Genomic DNA, 17297 nt, shown 5'->3' on the forward strand with positions numbered 1-17297 from the left:
CCGCCAGGCCGGCGAGCGCGACCGTGGCACCACCGCCGATCAACAGGCCGAGGTTCGTGCCGCCGCCACCGGAGTTCGTGCGCTGCGAGGCCGCGACCTCGGTGCGCTGCCCAGTCGCCGCCGGGCCATCGACGCTGGAGGTGGCCGGGGCCTGCGTCGAGGCAGCCGATGACGGCTGCGCACTGGACGCGGACGTCTTGTCAGCGGCACTCGAACTCGCCGTCGCCGACGTGGATCCCTTGGGTGAATTCGACTGTGCCGCAGCACTCTTCGAAGCCCTCGAGGACGCCGAAGCGCTCTGCTTCGGCGAGGCCGCGGACGCTGTCGAGCTCGGCTGCGTTCCCGCCGGGCGGCCCGAGGTCGACGACGATTTCGAACCCGACGTCGGACGTGCCGCGTTCGACGACGGACGGGGCGCAGTGCTTGTCGGCCTGCTCGTCGGCCTGCTCGTCGAACTGCTGGTCGACGTGCTCGACGGCCGCGGCGCCGTGGTGCTCGGTCGCGGAGTCTGCGTCGGGGTAGCGGTCGGTTTCGGCGCCGAAGGCACCACCGAAGGCGCTCCCCCGGACCCGAACCGGAAGCCGATCCAGGTGCCGGCCGGAGCCGAGAACGTGGCGACACCGGTGTTGGAGTAGGTCCACCCCGAGCCCGCGCGACCGTGGAAGAAGGCCCAGTAGGCGCTGGCCGGAGCAGTGCGCATACACGGGTCGGAGGTCGGGTTGCCGTCGATCCGGCACAGGAAGTAGCCGGGCTGCAGTTGCGCCCGCTGCGGGGTGTGTCCCGCCGCGCGCAATGCATCGAGCGCGGAACCGTAGGAGCCCGGGGCGCAGCGGGTGCTGGCTCCCCCGGTGTACTGCACGACCACGGTCACACCCGAGCAACTCGCAGCGGCGGTCCGCACCGAGCTGCTTGCCTGCCCATGTGCAGGAGCGACGCCGACGAGAGCGAATGCGAGCGTGAGCGCAGCCAACAGTCGCACCCAGACCCGCGTACGGGAATCAGCGACGACGACGGCCATGAGCCACTGCCCCCGCACCGATGCTTGCGAAGAACGCGCCGACGCCGGCCAGCACGCCGAGGTCCGCTCCACCGTCCGAGGAGGTCGGACCGTCGGTGACAACCGGCGGACCGGTGACGATCGACGTGGTCGAGGACATGGTCGAGGACGTGGTCGCAGTACCGGCCGAGGTCGTCGTCGTGCTGGATGTCGTGCTGGACGTCGTGGTGGACGTCGTGGTGGATGTCGAGCTCGACGGGCTCGAGGTCGAACTCGGCGAAGCCGTAGCCGTGGGAGACGAGGTCGGGTTCGTTCCGCAGTCCAGTGCCGCGACACCGGCGGAGCCGCCCGCAATGGTCCGGACGTAGGGCGTGAGGGTGAGCGCAAGCATCGCCTGCGGGGTCGCGCGCGTCTCCTGGTCGGTGACCACCGCGCGGGAGCCGGCGGCGATCTTCGCATCGAAGGCCGGCTTGTCGTAGGCGATCGCACCGCGCAGCGCAGCGGGCGCCGAGCAGCCGAACTGGAGCGTCTTCACGAAGGCGGTCGCCTTCGCCGCGTTGTCGGTGCGGCCGGCCAGGGTGAAGGCCACGGCGGCAAGTCCGGCGCTGTTGGAGTTGGGGCTCTCGGTCGAGGTGCCACCGCGCACTCCACCCGATGCAACCTGCTGCGTGGCCAGGTAGCCGGCGGCCTTCGACACCGCGGTCGTGCGGCCGTTGGCCGCGAGAGCCTGCACGGCGAACGAGGTCACGTCGGAGTCACTGGTGCACTTCGCTGCGCCGAGTTCGAGACGGAAGCCACCGTCGGCGCACTGCTGCGCGACCAGGAAGTCGATCGCCTTGGTCGGGACCGTCTCACCGGAACGCTTGAGCGCGATCAAGGCCCACGACTGGCCGATCGTGTTGGAGTAATCGCCGTACTCGGACTTGTCGCTGAAACGACCCGCGGCGGTCTGCATGCTCCTGAGCTTGGTCAGCAGGGCGCCGGAGGGACGGCCGGTGGCCTGCAGCATCACGACCTGCTTGGCAAGGGACCCGGCATACGCCTCGGAACCGGCTCCGTAGTACGAGGTGCCGTTGGCGACCAACCAGTCGGCGGTCTTGGAGATCTGCGCCGTGCCGGTGCCGGTACCGGCAACACCGAGCAGAGCGTCGATCGTGAGGCCGTAGTCCGGGTAGCTCTCGCCACCGAACTCGGCGTTCAGGTAGTTGCCCTTCGCGGCGAGCTGGCCCACCACGAAGGCGGACGCGGCGTCATCAGGGGTGGTGGCGGCGTGGGCCGGCGCGACGGCGAGCGCAAATGCGGCAAGGGTCGCGGTGCCCGCGAAACCCGCACGGGCGGTGGTGAGGAGAGTCATGGTTCCTTCTTCCAGACGGCCCTGGGCGCGGGCCGCCGAAAGAGGTTCGGCGCTCGCCCGTAGACCTCGACGGGGATGTGAGCTGACATCGGCTAAGGAGCTCCGGCTCGTTCCTCGTTGCCGAGGAACCTACGGTTGCGGGTCAGCGCCGGACTTGGACCGGCTTTCCCCTCACTGATGCGCAGCATCATTCTACTCGCCCGTGCCGAGCCCATGAACCACCCTGCACATCGCGAACTCAGGGGCGGGTGCGCAACACGTCCCAGATCTGGCGGGCAGCCGGCACCGCAGCTCGCGCTGCGAGACCGCCTTGTTCGATCATGACCACCACGACGTACTGCTTGCCGCTCCTGGTCTTCGGGCCGTACGAGGCGAACCACGCGGTGGCGTCCTTTCCGTACACCTCACCGGTGCCGGTCTTGCCCGAGATGGGGTAGTCGTCGGGGAAATCGACGAACGCCGGGTGCGCGGTGCCGGTCGGTTCGGTGACGACGCGACGCAACCCGTCGGTGAGAACCGTCTGAGCGGCGGCCGACAACACGAGCCGCCCGTTGGCGACCGGCGAGATCCGTGAGGCGGCAGAACCGTCCGAGGTGCGTGTGGCCGCGGCGACCTGCGGCTGCCAGATGGTGCCGCCGTTCGCGACGGCTGCATACCCGACCGCCAGCTGCAGCGGCGAGACGAGCATGTCTCCTTGTCCGATCGAGAGGTTCACCGCGTCGCCGGCCTGCCATTGATAGCCGTAGGAGCAGTTCTCCTGCGCCAACTGCTTGAAGTACTCCGCCTGCTTCGTGTCAGAGACCTCGGGGTAGCCGCTCTTGGCCCGGCGACACATCGATGCCTTCGTGGTGTTCCAACGCTCGAGCTTCCATGCGCGGCTGGGGACATTGCCCGCCACTTCACCGGGCAGGTCGATGCCCGTGCGTCGGCCGAAGCCGAACTGCTTCGCCATCTGCGAGTACGGGCCGGTCTTGCTCACGTCGCCCTTCAGGCCTCCCTCGGAGATCCAACGGGCGAACGCCCAGCGATAGAACACCGTGTCGCACGACACCTGCAGAGCCGCCGGCATGTCGATGACGCCGAAGGCGGCCGACTCGTAGTTCTTGAAGACCCGGCTGCCGACCGTTATCTGCGAGGAGCACTCGTACCGCCCCTTCGGGTCGACGCCGGACGCGATGGCCGCCGGCATGGTGACCACCTTGAACGTGGACGCCGGTGGTTGCAGAGTTCCGATCACCCGATTGGTCAGCGGATTGTGTGCCTTCGGATCGCTGAGCTTGCGGTACTGCGCCGCGGTGATGCCCCCGGTCCACACGAGTGGGTCGTACGTCGGGTTGCTGGCCATCGCGACCACAGCCCCGGAGGACGCGTCCAGGACCACAGCCGCTCCCCCGGTCACCGGTCGTTTCGCCGTGCGCAACCGACCGATCGTCTCGGCGAGTGCGGACTCGGCGGCCCGTTGCACCGGCACGTCAAGGTGCGTCAGGACGTCCTGGCCACCGACGGCCGGGGTGGTGCTCACCGTCCTGACCGGCAGTCCGCGCGCGTCGACAGCCAGCACGGTGCGTCCGGAGGTGCCGCGCAGCACCTTGTCGTAGCTGGACTCCAGTCCGCTGCGGCCGAGCAGGTCGGCGGCGTTGAGCGACGAATCACGTTGCAGGTCCGCGGCATTGGTGCGTCCGAGGTAGCCGATCACCTGAGCGGCATTCACTGCCGACGGTGCCGGGAACCGGCGTACCTGCTGCTGACGCACAGCCAGTCCCGGGAAGTCCTCCGGACGCTCGAGCAGTGTCATCGACAGCCCGGGGTCGACGTTGCTCAGCACGGGTATCGGCTCGACGGGGCTGCCGGAGAAGCACACCGGTGCCGGCGGGGCGTCCTTGGTGCCGCACGCCTTGGTGCGCCCGAGCATCTCCTCGACGTCACCGCCGATCAGGCGCTGGACGCGAGTGAGGACCGCGCGCCCACCGTCCCGGCTCTCGGCGAGGGTCGTCGGGTCCATGGTGAGCACCCAGGTGGAACCATTGGTGACCAGCGGTGTCCCGTCCGCGGCCAGGATGCGGCCGCGGGTCGCGGGGGCGTCGACGGTGCGCGTGTTGATCCGTTGTGCGGCCTGCTTCATCGCGGGACCGTCGACCACCTGCAACTGGAACAATCGTCCTGCGAGCACGCCGAGCACGAGCACGGTGATGACCAGGATCGCCCAGATGCGGGCTGTGTACGGCGCTGCGACGTTCGCCCGGTAGCCACGCGGATACTCGATCGAGTCGCGACGCCACCTCACGCCAGACCTCTTGCGACCAGGTAGGACTCCGCTCGGATCACGAGTGGCACGATCACCGCGCCGGCCAGTGCGGTACAGACGATCAGTGCGGATGCATGGGTCAGGTTCGGCGTCTGCCCGGCAGCGAGCGAGGTCAGCAGACGCAGCAACTGGATCCCGGTGGCCGCGAGCGCCACGGTGACGATCGGCACCAGGATCGAGGCACGCACCGAGCGCTGAAGCACCCCGCAGCCGGCACCGACAGCAGCGTGGATCAGGGCGGTGAGACCCAGCGGTGCCGAACCCGGTGGCACCAGGTCGACCGTCAGCCCGGCCGCGAGGCCGAACAGCGCACCGGCCTGAGTGCCGGAACTCAGGCCCACTGCGACGACGAGGACGAGCACCAGATCCGCCGGTACACCCCCGGACGGAAGCACGGTGACGGTGAGCAGCGCGGCGAGCGACAACAGCAGCGCCCGCAGGACGGTGAGTCGGCTGGGGATCACGAGCCGCCCCGGATCGCCGGACGCGCGGGAACACTGCCCGCAGGGAACACGACGCCGACGAGGTCGAGGCGCGTCGGGTCGACCGCCGGTCGGACGACCGCGGTCGGGCCGCCCTGTCCACGGTCGGGATCCACGGCGACCACCGTGCCCACCGGAACCTCGCGCACGAACGGGGTCTCCTCGATGCTGCCGAGGGTGGTGACCCGGTCTCCGACCTTCGCCGGCGTCAGACCGGCGATCCGTACCGTGAGCAGTCCTGCTTCACGGCCGGGCAGTCCTGCGGGGGCGGTGGAAGCGAGCGAGGCGAGCAGCCGGTCGTCCCCCACCCGTACGCCGACCACGCTGGACGGGTCGGTCAGCAGTTGAACGGTCGCCGAACGGGTGCTCACCGAGACGACCCGGCCGACAAGACCTCCGGCCGCTATCACCGTGAGGTTGGTCCGGACACCGTCGCTCGACCCGGCATCGATGGTGACCTGTTTCAACCTGCCGACAGTGACTCCGGGGGTGAACCCGACGACCTGCGCCGCGAGGAAGGTGCGACCGTCGGCCGCCACCGATCCGCGCAACGTCCGTAACGCGGCCAGGTCGGCAGCGTTCGATCTCGTGTCTGCGGACGACCGCCGGGCCTCGTCCCGTTCGCGCGTGAGCCGCGCGATCTCGTCGTCGTGCCCGGTGAACACGTCCTGTACCGGAGAGACGATCTCGGCGGCCGCTCGGCGCAGCGGGGCGGTCGCCGAGGGCGCCGCCTGGTCGACGACGGCGATCGCCAGGCACCCGGCCAGGCCGACGGCGAGGACCCGCCGTCGGGTCTGTGGCCGGAACGCCATCTCAGCCTTGAGCCTGCGCGTCCCCGACCTCGAGAGCGGCGTCGAGAATGGTTAGCCCCTCCCGCAGTTGGTCGTCGGGGATGTTCAGGGCGGGCACGACGTGGATCCGGTTGTAGTTGACGAAGGGCAGCAGACCGTTCTTCTTGCACTCGGCGACGACCGCGTCCATCGCCGGGCTCGATCCGCCGTACGGTGCGAGGGGTTCGCGAGTTTCCTTGTCCCGCACCAGTTCCAGCGCCCAGAAGGCGCCGACACCGCGTACATCGCCGAGGCAGGCATGGTCGCCCGCCATCTTCTGCAGGGCCGGCCTGATGATGTCGTCGCCCAGGCGGCGGGCGTTCTGCACCATCCCCTCCTCGCGCATCGCGTTGATCGTGGCGACAGCGGTGGCACACGCCAACGGGTGTCCGGAGTAGGTCAGGCCACCCGGATAGGGCTTCTCGGCGAACGACTCGAACACCTTCGGCCCGACGATCACACCGCCGAGCGGGATGTATCCGGACGTGATGCCCTTGGCGAACGTGATGAGGTCGGGTTCCACGCCGTGGTCGTCCAGCGCCAGCCAGTTGCCGGTGCGGCCGAAACCGGCCATCACCTCGTCGGCGATGTAGACGATGCCGAACTCGTCGCACAGGTCGCGCACACCCTGCAGATATCCCGGCGGCGGCGGCATGATGCCGGCGGTGCCGGGGATGGTCTCCAGCAGGATCGCCGCGATCGTGGACGGACCCTCCAACTCGACGGTGCTGCGCAGGTGGGCCAGCGCGCGCTCGCACTCCTCCTGCTCGGTGGTGGCGTGGAACTGCGAGCGGTACAGGAACGGACCGCGGAAGTGCACGACCCCGGCGTTGCCGTAGTCGCTGGCCCAGCGGCGCGGGTCGCCGGTGGCGTTGAGAGCCGTCTGGGTGCCCCCGTGGTAGCTGCGGTAGCGGGTCAACACCTTGATGCGTCCGGTGTGCAGCCGCGCCATCCGGATCGCGTGCTCTATCGCCTCCGCGCCGGCATTGGTGAAGAAGGTGTGGTTCATGTCACCGGGTGCGATCTCGGCGATCAGGCGAGCAGCCTCGGAACGCTCGGCGTTCGCGTGCGCCGGCGCGATGGTGCACAGCTTGGCCGCCTGGTCCTGGATCGCCTTGACGACCTTCGGGTGCTGGTGACCGATGTTGGTGAACACCAGTTGCGAGGTGAAGTCCAGGTAACGCTTGCCCTCGTCGTCCCACAGGTAGGAGCCCTCGGCGCGGTCGACCACCATCGGGTTGATCTTGCGCTGAGCCGACCAGGAGTGGAAGACGTGGGCGCGGTCGAGTTCGAAGGCGCGGGAGGGGCTCATCGGGTTCCTTCCGGGTTGCAGGACACGAGTGGATTCGAGGGCGGAGAAGTCAGTACCGCTTGCTGTCTACCAGCACTCGCTGCAGGGTGCCGAACTCCTCGACACATCGTCCCGCACCGCGAGCGACCGAGCGCAGCGGCTCATCGGCCACGCGCACCGGTACGCCGAGTTCATGGCGCAATCGCGCGTCGATGCCGCGCAGGAGTGACCCGCCGCCGGTGAGCACGATGCCGTGATCGAGGACGTCGCCGGCCAGTTCGGGCGGGCAGACGTCCAACGTCGCGCGCACCAGTTCGCAGATCTGCAGCAGCGGCACGTCGATCGCCCGCCGCACCTCCTGGGAGGTGACCGTGACCGTCTTGGGCAGGCCGCTCACCAGGTCGCGCCCGCGCACCCGCATGGTGCGTTCTTCACGCAGCGGAAACGCCGATCCGATCTCGACCTTGATGTCCTCGCTGCTGCGCTCCCCCAGCAGCAACGAATACTCGTTCTTCACGAACGCGACGATCGCCTCGTCGATCTCATCGCCGCCCACCCGGATCGAGCGGGCCTGGACGATGCCGCCGAGGCTGATCACGGCGACGTCCGTCGTGCCGCCGCCGATGTCGAGCACCATGCTCGCCTTGGCCGCTTCGACCGGGAGTTCGGCGCCGAGCGCAGCCGCCATCGCTTCCTCGATCACGTAGACCCGGCGGGCGCCGGCACGGGTGGCCGCATCCTCCAGCGCCCGGCGTTCGACCCCCGTGACCTCGCTCGGCACGCACACCACCATGCGCGGACGCAGCAGTCGGGACGGGTGCACCTGGGCGATGAAGTAGCGCAGCATCCGTTCGGCGACGTCGGCGTCGTTGATCACCCCGTCGCGCAGCGGCCTCATCACGTCGACGTGGCCGGGCGTCCGGCCGAGCATCTCGCGGGCCTTGGATCCGGCCGCGATGAGCCGTCCGGTGCCTACTTCGAGCGCGACGACCGACGGCTCGTCGAGCACGACGCCGCTCCCGCGTGCGTAGACGACGGTGTTGGCGGTGCCGAGATCGACTGCTAGGTCACGCCCGGTGGGCAGCAGTCGTCGGGTCACCAACTGATCGTAATTGGCTGCGCCGGTTGCCCCTTCAGTACCCGCGGTACGACCCCTTGATCGCGTCGAGGATGGCCGGGTGCAACAGGGTCGACGGCGGCATCGTGAGCTGTGCCCGATCGGACGGGAAGGTCTGCACCGCGAGGAGCACCCGCGGGTCGACGAACCTCATCGCAGGTGCATCGCCTGGCACCGCTACCCGCGGCGTGCTGCACGCGGCGAGGTGGAATCCCCAGTCCCCGAAGCTCGGCACATCGACGTGATAGGCGGCGGTCTTCAGGCCGACACTGCGCAAGGTGGCCTGGATGTTCCAGTAGGCCCGCTGGCCAGGCGGACGACGGCCGGGTCGAGGTCGACCAGCGTCACCTGCTGAACACCGGGGTACTTCAGCACCCGCGCTGGGGACCCGTTTTTGGCCCGGTTCCGACAATCGCTGCCCGGTGGGCCGGACGTCGTGCGCAGCAGAGCCGCAGCGGTGGCACACTTGAGGGGATGAGTCCTTCCAAATCGAGACGTAAGTCGGTTCGTCAGGAGTACGAGGCCGAGGTCGCGGCGTACGTCGAAGCGGGCGGCAACGAGCAGGTCCAGCGGGTGATCACGGCCGTTCAGGGTCTCACCCGCAAGCTGTCCCAGTGGTACGCGGTGAGCCTGTCCGAGGTCGGTCTGACCAGCGGCGAGTGGTCGGTGCTGTCCAACCTCGCCCTGCAGCCGCGCGACACCGCCGTCACGCCGTCCCAACTCGCCGAGGTGGTGGCAGTGGCCCCGTCGTCGATGACGCACCGCCTGGACAAGATGGCCGAGCGCGGGCTCATCGAGCGCAGCCCCGACCCCACCAACCGCACGCGGGTGCTGGTCACGCTGACCACGACCGGGTGGGAGACCTTCCGACAGGTCATCCGCGAAAGCGACCTGCTGGAGTCCGACGTGCTGGCCCGCCTCACCGGGCCGCAGCGCGAGCAGCTGGCCACCCTGTTGGAGAAGGCGATCGCCGGGCTGGACGACCTGTCCTCCACCCGTGATCAAGCAGCTGGCTGAACCCACCCCACGTCCGGGATACGCACGGGGCCCGTCACCGATCGGTGACGGGCCCCGTGCGTTGCTCCGAAAGTGATCAGGCGAACCAGATGCCGATCTCCCGCTCTGCGGATTCCGGCGAGTCCGAGCCGTGCACGATGTTCTCCTGCACCTTCTTGCCCCAATCACGACCGAGGTCACCGCGGATGGTGCCGGGAAGCGCCGCCGTCGGATCGGTCGCTCCGGCAAGCGTACGGAAGCCCTCGATACAGCGCTGACCCTCGACGACCACGAAGGTGGCCGGACCGCTGCTCATGAAGTCGACCAGCGGTTCGTAGAACGGCTTGCCTTCGTGCTCGGCGTAGTGCTGAGCCAGTCGCTCGCGATCGGGCGTCATCACCTGCAGGGAGGCGAGGGTGTAGCCCTTGGCCTCGATGCGCCGCAGCACCTCCCCGGTGAGTCCACGGCGGTAGCCGTCGGGCTTGACGATGACCAGGGTGCGTTCGATCTGCTCGCTCACGGTGCAGAGCCTAGGACACCGCGTCGTCACGCCACCGGCGGGGCGCTGTCGATCACACCGAAGCCGAGCAGCACGAACAGGATGATCGCCAGGATGATCCGGTAGAAGACGAACGCCTTGAAGTCGTGGGTCGAGATGTAGCGCAGCAGCCAGGCGATGACCGCGTACCCGATGAGTCCGGAGATGACGGTCGCGATGACGATCGGCCACCATCCGTCCGGGTTCGGCTTACCGGCGATGTCGGCGAGTTCGAAGAAGCCGGACGCGAGCACGGCCGGGATGGCGAGCAGGAACGAGTAGCGCGCGGCGTCCTCGCGGCGGTACCCCATGAACAGCCCACCGGCGATCGTTCCGCCCGAGCGGGAGACACCCGGGATCAGCGCGCACGCTTGGGCCAGTCCGAACATGACACCGTCACGCGCGTTGAGGTTCTCCAGCGTCTTGCGCTGCGACGCGGTCGAGTCGGCGACCGCGATGACCAGGGCGAAGACCAGCAACATCGTCGCGGTGACCCACAAGTTGCGCACCGGCCCGTGGATGACGTCCTTCAGCAGGACTCCGAGCACGCTGATCGGGATGGTGCCGATGATGACCCACCAACCCATGCGCGCGTCAGGGTCGCTCCTCGGCACCTTGCCGACCAACGACAAGGCCCACTGCTTGATGATGCGGACGATGTCGCGCCAGAAGTAGACGAGCACGGCCGTCTCGGTGCCCAGCTGTGTGACGGCGGTGAAGGCCGCCCCGCCGCCGTCGTTGTCGAAGAACAACCGGCTGACGATCAACTGGTGCGCCGACGACGAGATCGGCAGGAACTCGGTGAGTCCCTGCACGATGCCGAGCACCATGGCTTGGAAGAAGTCCACTACGAAGCTCCGGAGAATTCACGGGTCAGTCGGTCCATCTTCCGACCCTGGACGAGCGCGGTGATCCACAGAGCACCGAAGACCAGACCGACGAAGAACATCATCGGAACGATGAATGCCGCTGCCAGGGTAGCCACTTCGATGACCCATCCGAGCGTCACACCCCACGGACGACGCATCGCGCCGGCGGCGACGATGCACAGCACGGCGAGCACGCACCCGACGACGAGGTAGGTGGTGTGCGAGGAATCGTCCTGCGCCTTCGCCATGCCGTAGGCCACGAGTGCCCCGAAGAAGACCACCAGCGATTGCGAGCCGATCACGATGGCGGCGAAGCGCCGCGTCATCTTCTCCCCGACGCCGTGGAAGAAGACGTCCCTCACGTGTCGGTCACCCCGAGTGCAGCGCGGACGTCGGCGGCCGTCACGACGGAGCCGGTGGCCAGTACGCCACCGCCGACACCGCCCTGTTCGTCGGCGAGATTCGCGGCCTTGTCGATCGCCTCCACCAGATGCGGCTCGACGTGCACCCGGTCCGCTCCGAACACCTCGGTGGCGAGCTCACCGAGGTCACGCGGGCTCATCGAGCGCGGCGAGGAGTTGCGGGTCACCACGATCTCGTCCAGCACCGGCTCCAACTGCTCGAGCATCGATTCGGCGTCCTTGTCACCCATGATCGCCACAAGTCCGATGAGCCGGGTGAAGGTGAACGAGTCGTTCATCGCCTCGCGCAGCGCGAGCACACCCCCGCCGTTGTGCGCGGCGTCGACCACGATCGTGGGTGAGCGGCGGACGATCTCGAGCCGTCCCGGAGAGCTCACTTCGGCCAGCGCGGTCTGCAGCACGTCGCGGTCCAGCGGCTGTTCCCCGCCGCCGATGAACGCCTCGACGGCGGCGATCGCCATGGCCGCGTTGTGAGCCTGGTGCTCCCCGAACAGCGGCAGGAACAGGTCGGCGTACTGACCGGCCAAGCCCTGGACGGTGATCTGCTGACCGCCGACCGCGGTCTCGCGTTCGGTGATGCCGAAGGAGATGCCGTCGCGTTCGAGCTCGGCGTCGACCTCCTGGGCTCGTTCCCGGATGAGTTCGTCGGCCTCGGGCAGTTGGCGTCCGACGATCGCGATGGAGTCGGGCTTGATGATGCCGCGCTTCTCGGTGGCGATGTCCTCGACCGTGTTGCCGAGCAGGCGCTGGTGATCGATGGAGATCGGGGTGATCACCGACACCTTCCCGTCGGCGACGTTGGTGGCGTCCCACACTCCACCCAGGCCGACCTCGACGATCGCGACGTCGACCGGCGCATCCGAGAAGGCTGCATAGGCGAGCACGACCATGACCTCGAAGTAGGTCATCCGCGGGCCACCCGCGGCCTGCGACTTCTGGTCGACCATCTCGATGAAGGGCAATGCGTCGTCGTAGACGTCGATCAGCCGCTGCGGTTCGATCGGCATGCCGTTCAAGGAGATCCGCTCACGCATGTCGTGCAGGTGCGGTGAGGTGAACCGTCCGGTCGACAGACCCATCTCCCGCAGGATCCGCTCGATGATGCGCGTCGTCGTGGTCTTGCCATTGGTGCCGGTCAGATGGATCATCGGGAAGTTGTGCTGCGGGTCCCCCATCAACGTCACGCACTCGGCGACCCGGTCGAGCGAGGGCTCCGGATTGTTCTCCGGTGTACGCGCGAGGATCTCGGTTACGATCTCCCGGATCCGCTTGTGCACCTCGAGCTTGCGCGCGGCCTCGACCTGGGCGGCGTCGGGACGTGGGGTCATCGGTCGTTCTCCTTGGGGTTGCGCATCTTGGGGTCGCGCAGTTGCAGCCGCACCCAGATCGAGTCCGGGATGCCGGAACCGCCGTGTTCGCGCTCGTATTCCACGAATCCGTGACGCTCGTAGAACGTCGCCGCGTGATCGTTGCCGACCAGGTAGGACAGACGGACCTGCTCGTAGTCCTCGCTGTGCGCGCGATTGATCGCCGCGGTGAGCAGGCGGTGTCCGAGCCCGGCGCCCTGGGCTTCGGGGACGACGTACAGCTTCCAGATCATGAAGTGTCCGTCGAGCGGGCCGAACGAGGTCATGCCGACGATCTCGCCGTCCACCTCGGCGACCAGGACGCGTCCGGCTCGGATCGCGGGGATCGTCGCCTCGTCGGTCCACCACTTCGACAGCCCCATCGCGACGTAGTCCTTGCCGGCGATGGGCGCGTAGGTGGCGGGCCAGGTGCGCAGCCCGACCTCGATGACCGCCTGCAGGTCCTCTCCCCCGGCCTGCCGGATCACCGCGGCCGGCGCCTGGTTCACGACCGGGCTCCGGAGTCGACCTTCTTCAGCGCGACACTCGCCTTCAGCCCGTCGGACAGCGTCATCGGGGTCGCGTTCGGCAACACCTGGTCACCGCCGGCCGCACCGAGTTGGACGGCGAGGGTCTCGCCCATGATCAGGCCCTGGTGCTCCAGCACGGCTTGCCACACCGGCTCGTCGCCGATGATCGCGACGCTGATCCGGTCGCTGACGTCGAGGCCGGCCTCGCGACGGGCCTGCTGGACGCCGCGGACGACGTCGCGGGCGATGCCCTCCGAGCGCAGCGCGTCGGTGACCTCTGTGTCGAGCACGACGAACCCGCCACCCGGCAGCATGGCGGGCGCCTTGGCCTGCGAAGTACCCTGGGAAACAACGGTTTCGAGCGTGTATTCGCCCTCTTCGAGGGCCAGGCCACCGCTGGTGACCGTGCCGTCGTCGGCGACCGACCAGTCCCCGCTCTTGCTGCCCTTGATCGCGAGCTGAACGTCCTTGCCCAGGCGCGGTCCGGCCGCACGGGCGTTGACGGTGAGTCGACGGGTGAGGCCGAAGTCCTCCTCGGACGCATCCGCCAGGTCGACCAGGTCGACCTTCTTGACGTTGACCTCGTCCGCGATCAGTGCGGCGAAACCTTCGATGGCCGCGGGGTCGGGCACCACGACGGTGAGCCCGCCGAGCGGCAGGCGCACGCGTAGGTTCTCCGCCTTGCGCAGGCTCGAGGTGGTCGAGCAGACCGCACGGACGCGGTCCATCGCGGTGACCAGTGCGTCGTCGGCCGGCAGGTCGTCCGCGACCGGCCAGTCGGTCAGGTGCACCGAACGTCCTCCGGTCAGGCCACGCCACACCTGCTCGGCGGTGAACGGCAACAACGGCGCGACGACGCGGGTCAGCGTCTCCAGCACGGTGTACAGGGTGTTGAAGGCCTCTTCGTCGGCGTCCTTGCCCACCGACCAGAACCGGTCACGGGAACGACGGATGTACCAGTTGGTGAGCACGTCGGCGAAGGCGGCGATCGAGTCACACGCACTCGCGACGTCGTACGCGTCCAACTGGTCCTGCACCTGGTGCACCAGCACGCGGGTCTTGGCGAGCAAGTAGCGGTCCAGCACGTTGGTGGACGCTGTTGACCACTTCGCCTCGTACCCGGCGGCATTGGCGTACAGGCTGAAGAAGTACCAGCTGCTCCACAGCGGCAACATCACCTGACGCACGCCGCCGCGGATGCCCTCCTCGGAGACGATCAGGTTGCCGCCGCGCAGGATCGGGCTGGACATCAGGAACCAGCGCATCGCGTCCGCGCCGTCGCGGTCGAAGACCTCGTTGACGTCGGGGTAGTTGCGCAGCGACTTGCTCATCTTCTGGCCGTCGGAGCCGAGCACGATGCCGTGGCAGATGACGTTCTCGAACGCCGGACGGTCGAACAGCGCGCCGGCGAGCACGTGCAGCGTGTAGAACCAGCCGCGGGTCTGACCGATGTACTCCACGATGAAGTCGGCCGGGTAGTGGTGCTCGAACCAGTCGGCGTTCTCGAACGGGTAGTGCACCTGGCCGTAGGGCATCGAACCGGAGTCGAACCATACGTCCAGCACGTCTTCCACCCGGCGCATCGTGGACCGCCCGGTCGGGTCGTCGGGGTTGGGACGGGTGAGCTCATCGACGAACGGACGGTGCAGGTCGGGTTCGCCGTCGGTGTTCTTCGGCAGGGTGCCGAAGTCGGCCTCCAACTGCGCGAAGGAGCCGTAGACGTCGACCCGCGGGTACTCCGGATTGTCCGACTTCCACACCGGAATCGGGCTGCCCCAGAAGCGGTTTCGTGAGATCGACCAGTCGCGGGCGTTCTCCAGCCACTTGCCGAACTGGCCGTCCTTGACATTGCCGGGCACCCAGTTGATCTGCTGGTTATTGGCCAGCAGCTGCTCCTTGATCGAGGTGACTGACACGAACCACGACGACACCGCCATGTAGATCAGCGGGTTACGGCAACGCCAGCAGTGCGGGTAGCTGTGGTCGTATGTCTCGCGCCGCAGCAGCACGGTGCCCTCGGTGACCGCGCCACGCTCGCCGTCGCCACGGGTGGCAGCCCGCAGGTGGTCGATGACATGCGGGTTGGCGTCGAAGACCTGCATGCCTTCGTACTCCGCCACCGGGTAGGTGAACGCGCCGTTGGGCCCGACCGGGATCACCGGGGCCATGCCCTCCCGGTCGGTGACCATCATGTCGTCCTCGCCGAATGCACCGGCGCTGTGCACCAGCCCGGTTCCGTCGGTGGTGGTGACGAAGTCGGCTTCGACGACCCGGAAGGAGTTCTCGTGGCCGAGGTAGTAGGAGAACGGCGGCGTGTAGGTGGCGCCGAACATGTCGCGGCCCTTGAGGCGGCGCACGACCTTGTCGGCCCACTCGGCCTTGGCGTCGCCGAACAACTCCTTGGCGTAGCTCTGCACCCGCGCCTCGGCGATGACGTAGCGCTCGGTGCTACCGGTGAAGTCGGACTCGACCACGACGTAGTCGATGTCGGGGTGCACCATCACCGCGAGGTTGCTCGGCAGCGTCCACGGCGTGGTGGTCCAGATCAGGAAGTACGCACCTTCGAGTTCACCGCTGCCGCAACGGAATCCGACAGTGACCGCGGGGTCCTGGCGCATCTGGTAGACGTCGTCGTCCATGCGCAGTTCGTGGTTCGACAGCGGGGTCTCGTCGTTCCAGCAGTACGGCAGCACCCGGAAGCCCTCGTAGGCCAGGCCCTTGTCGTGCAATTGCTTGAACACCCACAGCACCGATTCCATGAAGGTGGAATTGAGTGTCTTGTAGTCGTTCTCGAAGTCGACCCAGCGGCCCATGCGGTTGACATAGGCCTCCCATTCGTCGGTGTACTTCAGCACCGACGCGCGCGCGGCCGCATTGAACTTCTCGACCCCCATCGCCAGGATCTCGTCCTTGGTTTTCAGACCCAGCTGGCGCATCGCCTCGAGTTCGGCGGGCAGACCGTGGGTGTCCCAACCGAACCGGCGCTCGACCTTCTTGCCACGCATGGTCTGGAAGCGCGGGACGACGTCCTTGGCGTAGCCGGTGAGCAGGTGGCCGTAGTGCGGCAGCCCGTTGGCGAAGGGCGGACCGTCGTAGAAGACGAACTCGTTGGCCCCGTCGACGCCCGCGTCCCGCTGCTCGACGGACGCCCGGAAGGTGCCGTCCTCGTCCCAGTAGCGCAGCACCGCCTGCTCGATCGCCGGGAAGTTCGGGGTCGAGGAGACACCGGCGGCAGTGGTAGCTGCAGTGGTGCCGGTGGACTCGCAGGAGTCGGCGGTGAGGTCAACCTTGGGGTACGCCATCGGGTGCGTCTCTTTCGCGTGATCATCAACTCGGTCATCGATCGAGGACGACGTCGCCGGAATCGTCCGGCAGCACCGCGGTACCACCCCGCTTGCCGCGGCAGATGCCGCGACCGCTTGTTCGTGAGCTGTGACGGGCTCGTCCCGTCCGGGTCTACTGGGAGCTCGCGCTCTGTTCTTCCGGAAGCTCGCCGCTGATGACGGCTCGGACGCTTGTGCCCAGCAGTCTACGCCTGGATCGGGCAGCTTCTCCAACCCGCCGGCGAACCTACTACTTCCCGGCCGAACCTATTGGGTGTCCTCAGTGGGTTCGGCAGAAAACAGTAGGTTTCGCGGAGGCTCAGCGGTTGGCTGCGGTGCCTTCGTGGATCTCGGTGAGCTTGGCGATGCCGTCGGCGAGATCCAGGGTGTCGGGGCCGACGTGCCCGCCGAGGCTGAGCGGCGGGTTGAAGCAGTAGATCTGTCCTTCTTCGAGTTCACCGAACTGCGAACGAGCGCCCCCGCGCGGACCTTCGAGATCGGCCAGGTGCGAGGACGAGCTCGGCAGGTGGTCGTTGAAGAATCCGACGACATCGGGCGCGACGAAGTTGTTGGTCACGAAGTGCGGGTCGAGGCACTGCACCGGGCCGTCGCCCTCCACGTGGTAGACGTGACCGAAGCTGGTCACGGCGAACGGGATGCTGCGGACGTCGCTGCCCAGCCAGCGCTGCAGCACCGGCGTCCACTCGGCCGGGTCGACCAGCGCGATGCGCTGTTCGCCGTAGAAGCCCAGGCCGTGGGTGCTCCACAACTCCACGAGTTCCTGCGGCGCGTGCTGCGCCGCGTACTCCAGGAAGGCGCGGCCGGGCACCTCGACGTCCGAGTCGGGGGCGTAGGTGTCGAGGAAACGCTGCACGGTGATGCTCATGCGCCACATGC

Annotated in this window: 16 protein-coding genes and 1 riboswitch; of the genes, 2 read left to right on the forward strand and 14 right to left on the reverse strand. The window is 68.0% G+C overall.

Going from position 1 to position 17297, the window contains the following annotated elements; all coding sequences use genetic code 11:
- Positions 1–56 precede the first annotated feature (56 nt).
- Entirely contained in the window at positions 57–635 is a 579-nt protein-coding gene (locus MF407_RS09255) for a hypothetical protein (protein WP_239702104.1), read from the forward strand.
- A gap of 363 nt (positions 636–998) precedes the next feature.
- Here the strand turns inward: MF407_RS09255 and MF407_RS09260 are convergent, their stop codons facing one another.
- From MF407_RS09260 to MF407_RS09290, 7 genes are all read right to left on the reverse strand, one after another.
- Positions 999–2351 carry a prenyltransferase/squalene oxidase repeat-containing protein gene (locus MF407_RS09260; protein WP_239702105.1) on the reverse strand — a complete coding sequence of 451 codons (1353 nt, stop codon included), beginning with the start codon at positions 2349–2351 and terminating at the stop codon, positions 999–1001.
- A gap of 76 nt (positions 2352–2427) precedes the next feature.
- A riboswitch (cobalamin riboswitch) is annotated at positions 2428–2552 on the reverse strand.
- 37 nt (positions 2553–2589) lie between these two features.
- Positions 2590–4635 (reverse strand): penicillin-binding protein 2, encoded by a 2046-nt coding sequence (gene mrdA, locus MF407_RS09265; RefSeq protein WP_239702106.1) that lies wholly within the window; start codon positions 4633–4635, stop codon positions 2590–2592.
- Complete coding sequence (locus tag MF407_RS09270) at positions 4632–5120, reverse strand: hypothetical protein (protein WP_239702107.1); 489 nt, start codon at positions 5118–5120, stop codon at positions 4632–4634. The genes mrdA and MF407_RS09270 overlap by 4 nt, the downstream gene beginning before the upstream one ends.
- Entirely contained in the window at positions 5117–5950 is an 834-nt protein-coding gene (gene mreC / locus MF407_RS09275) for a rod shape-determining protein MreC (RefSeq protein ID WP_239702108.1), read from the reverse strand. Before mreC ends, MF407_RS09270 begins: the two co-directional genes overlap by 4 nt.
- Position 5951: 1 nt before the next feature.
- Entirely contained in the window at positions 5952–7280 is a 1329-nt protein-coding gene (locus MF407_RS09280; RefSeq protein ID WP_129624902.1) for an aspartate aminotransferase family protein, read from the reverse strand.
- 49 nt (positions 7281–7329) lie between these two features.
- Complete coding sequence (locus tag MF407_RS09285) at positions 7330–8346, reverse strand: rod shape-determining protein (RefSeq protein WP_129624973.1); 1017 nt, start codon at positions 8344–8346, stop codon at positions 7330–7332.
- 46 nt (positions 8347–8392) lie between these two features.
- The gene (locus tag MF407_RS09290; RefSeq protein WP_239702109.1) at positions 8393–8653 is read right to left on the reverse strand and encodes a hypothetical protein; all 261 of its coding nucleotides are present in this window, start codon (positions 8651–8653) and stop codon (positions 8393–8395) included.
- Positions 8654–8850: 197 nt separating this feature from the next.
- Here MF407_RS09290 and MF407_RS09295 point away from each other — a divergent pair, with 197 nt between their 5' ends.
- Positions 8851–9393, forward strand: a complete 543-nt coding sequence (locus MF407_RS09295) for a MarR family winged helix-turn-helix transcriptional regulator (protein WP_129624900.1) — start codon at positions 8851–8853, stop codon at positions 9391–9393.
- Between the two features lie 76 nt (positions 9394–9469).
- Here the strand turns inward: MF407_RS09295 and ndk are convergent, their stop codons facing one another.
- The 7 genes from ndk to MF407_RS09330 form a co-directional block, all read right to left on the reverse strand.
- Positions 9470–9892: a nucleoside-diphosphate kinase gene (gene ndk / locus MF407_RS09300; protein ID WP_129624899.1), complete on the reverse strand. Its 423-nt coding sequence runs from the start codon at positions 9890–9892 to the stop codon at positions 9470–9472.
- Positions 9893–9918: 26 nt separating this feature from the next.
- Positions 9919–10758, reverse strand: a complete 840-nt coding sequence (locus MF407_RS09305) for an undecaprenyl-diphosphate phosphatase (RefSeq protein ID WP_129624898.1) — start codon at positions 10756–10758, stop codon at positions 9919–9921.
- The gene (locus MF407_RS09310) at positions 10758–11141 is read right to left on the reverse strand and encodes a DUF4233 domain-containing protein (RefSeq protein WP_239702110.1); all 384 of its coding nucleotides are present in this window, start codon (positions 11139–11141) and stop codon (positions 10758–10760) included. Before MF407_RS09310 ends, MF407_RS09305 begins: the two co-directional genes overlap by 1 nt.
- A complete protein-coding gene (locus MF407_RS09315; protein WP_239702111.1) occupies positions 11138–12529 on the reverse strand; it encodes a Mur ligase family protein in 1392 nt (463 codons plus the stop codon). Before MF407_RS09315 ends, MF407_RS09310 begins: the two co-directional genes overlap by 4 nt.
- Complete coding sequence (locus MF407_RS09320; RefSeq protein WP_129624896.1) at positions 12526–13056, reverse strand: GNAT family N-acetyltransferase; 531 nt, start codon at positions 13054–13056, stop codon at positions 12526–12528. Before MF407_RS09320 ends, MF407_RS09315 begins: the two co-directional genes overlap by 4 nt.
- Positions 13053–16379, reverse strand: coding sequence for an isoleucine--tRNA ligase (ileS, locus tag MF407_RS09325; protein ID WP_239702112.1), 3327 nt, complete (start codon positions 16377–16379; stop codon positions 13053–13055). The genes MF407_RS09320 and ileS overlap by 4 nt, the downstream gene beginning before the upstream one ends.
- Positions 16380–16719: 340 nt before the next feature.
- Positions 16720–17286, reverse strand: coding sequence for a GAD-like domain-containing protein (locus MF407_RS09330; protein ID WP_239702113.1), 567 nt, complete (start codon positions 17284–17286; stop codon positions 16720–16722).
- Between the last annotated feature and the right edge of the window lie 11 nt (positions 17287–17297).

This window comes from Yimella sp. NH-Cas1 (genome assembly GCF_022359705.1).
Lineage (GTDB): Bacteria > Actinomycetota > Actinomycetes > Actinomycetales > Dermatophilaceae > Yimella > Yimella lutea.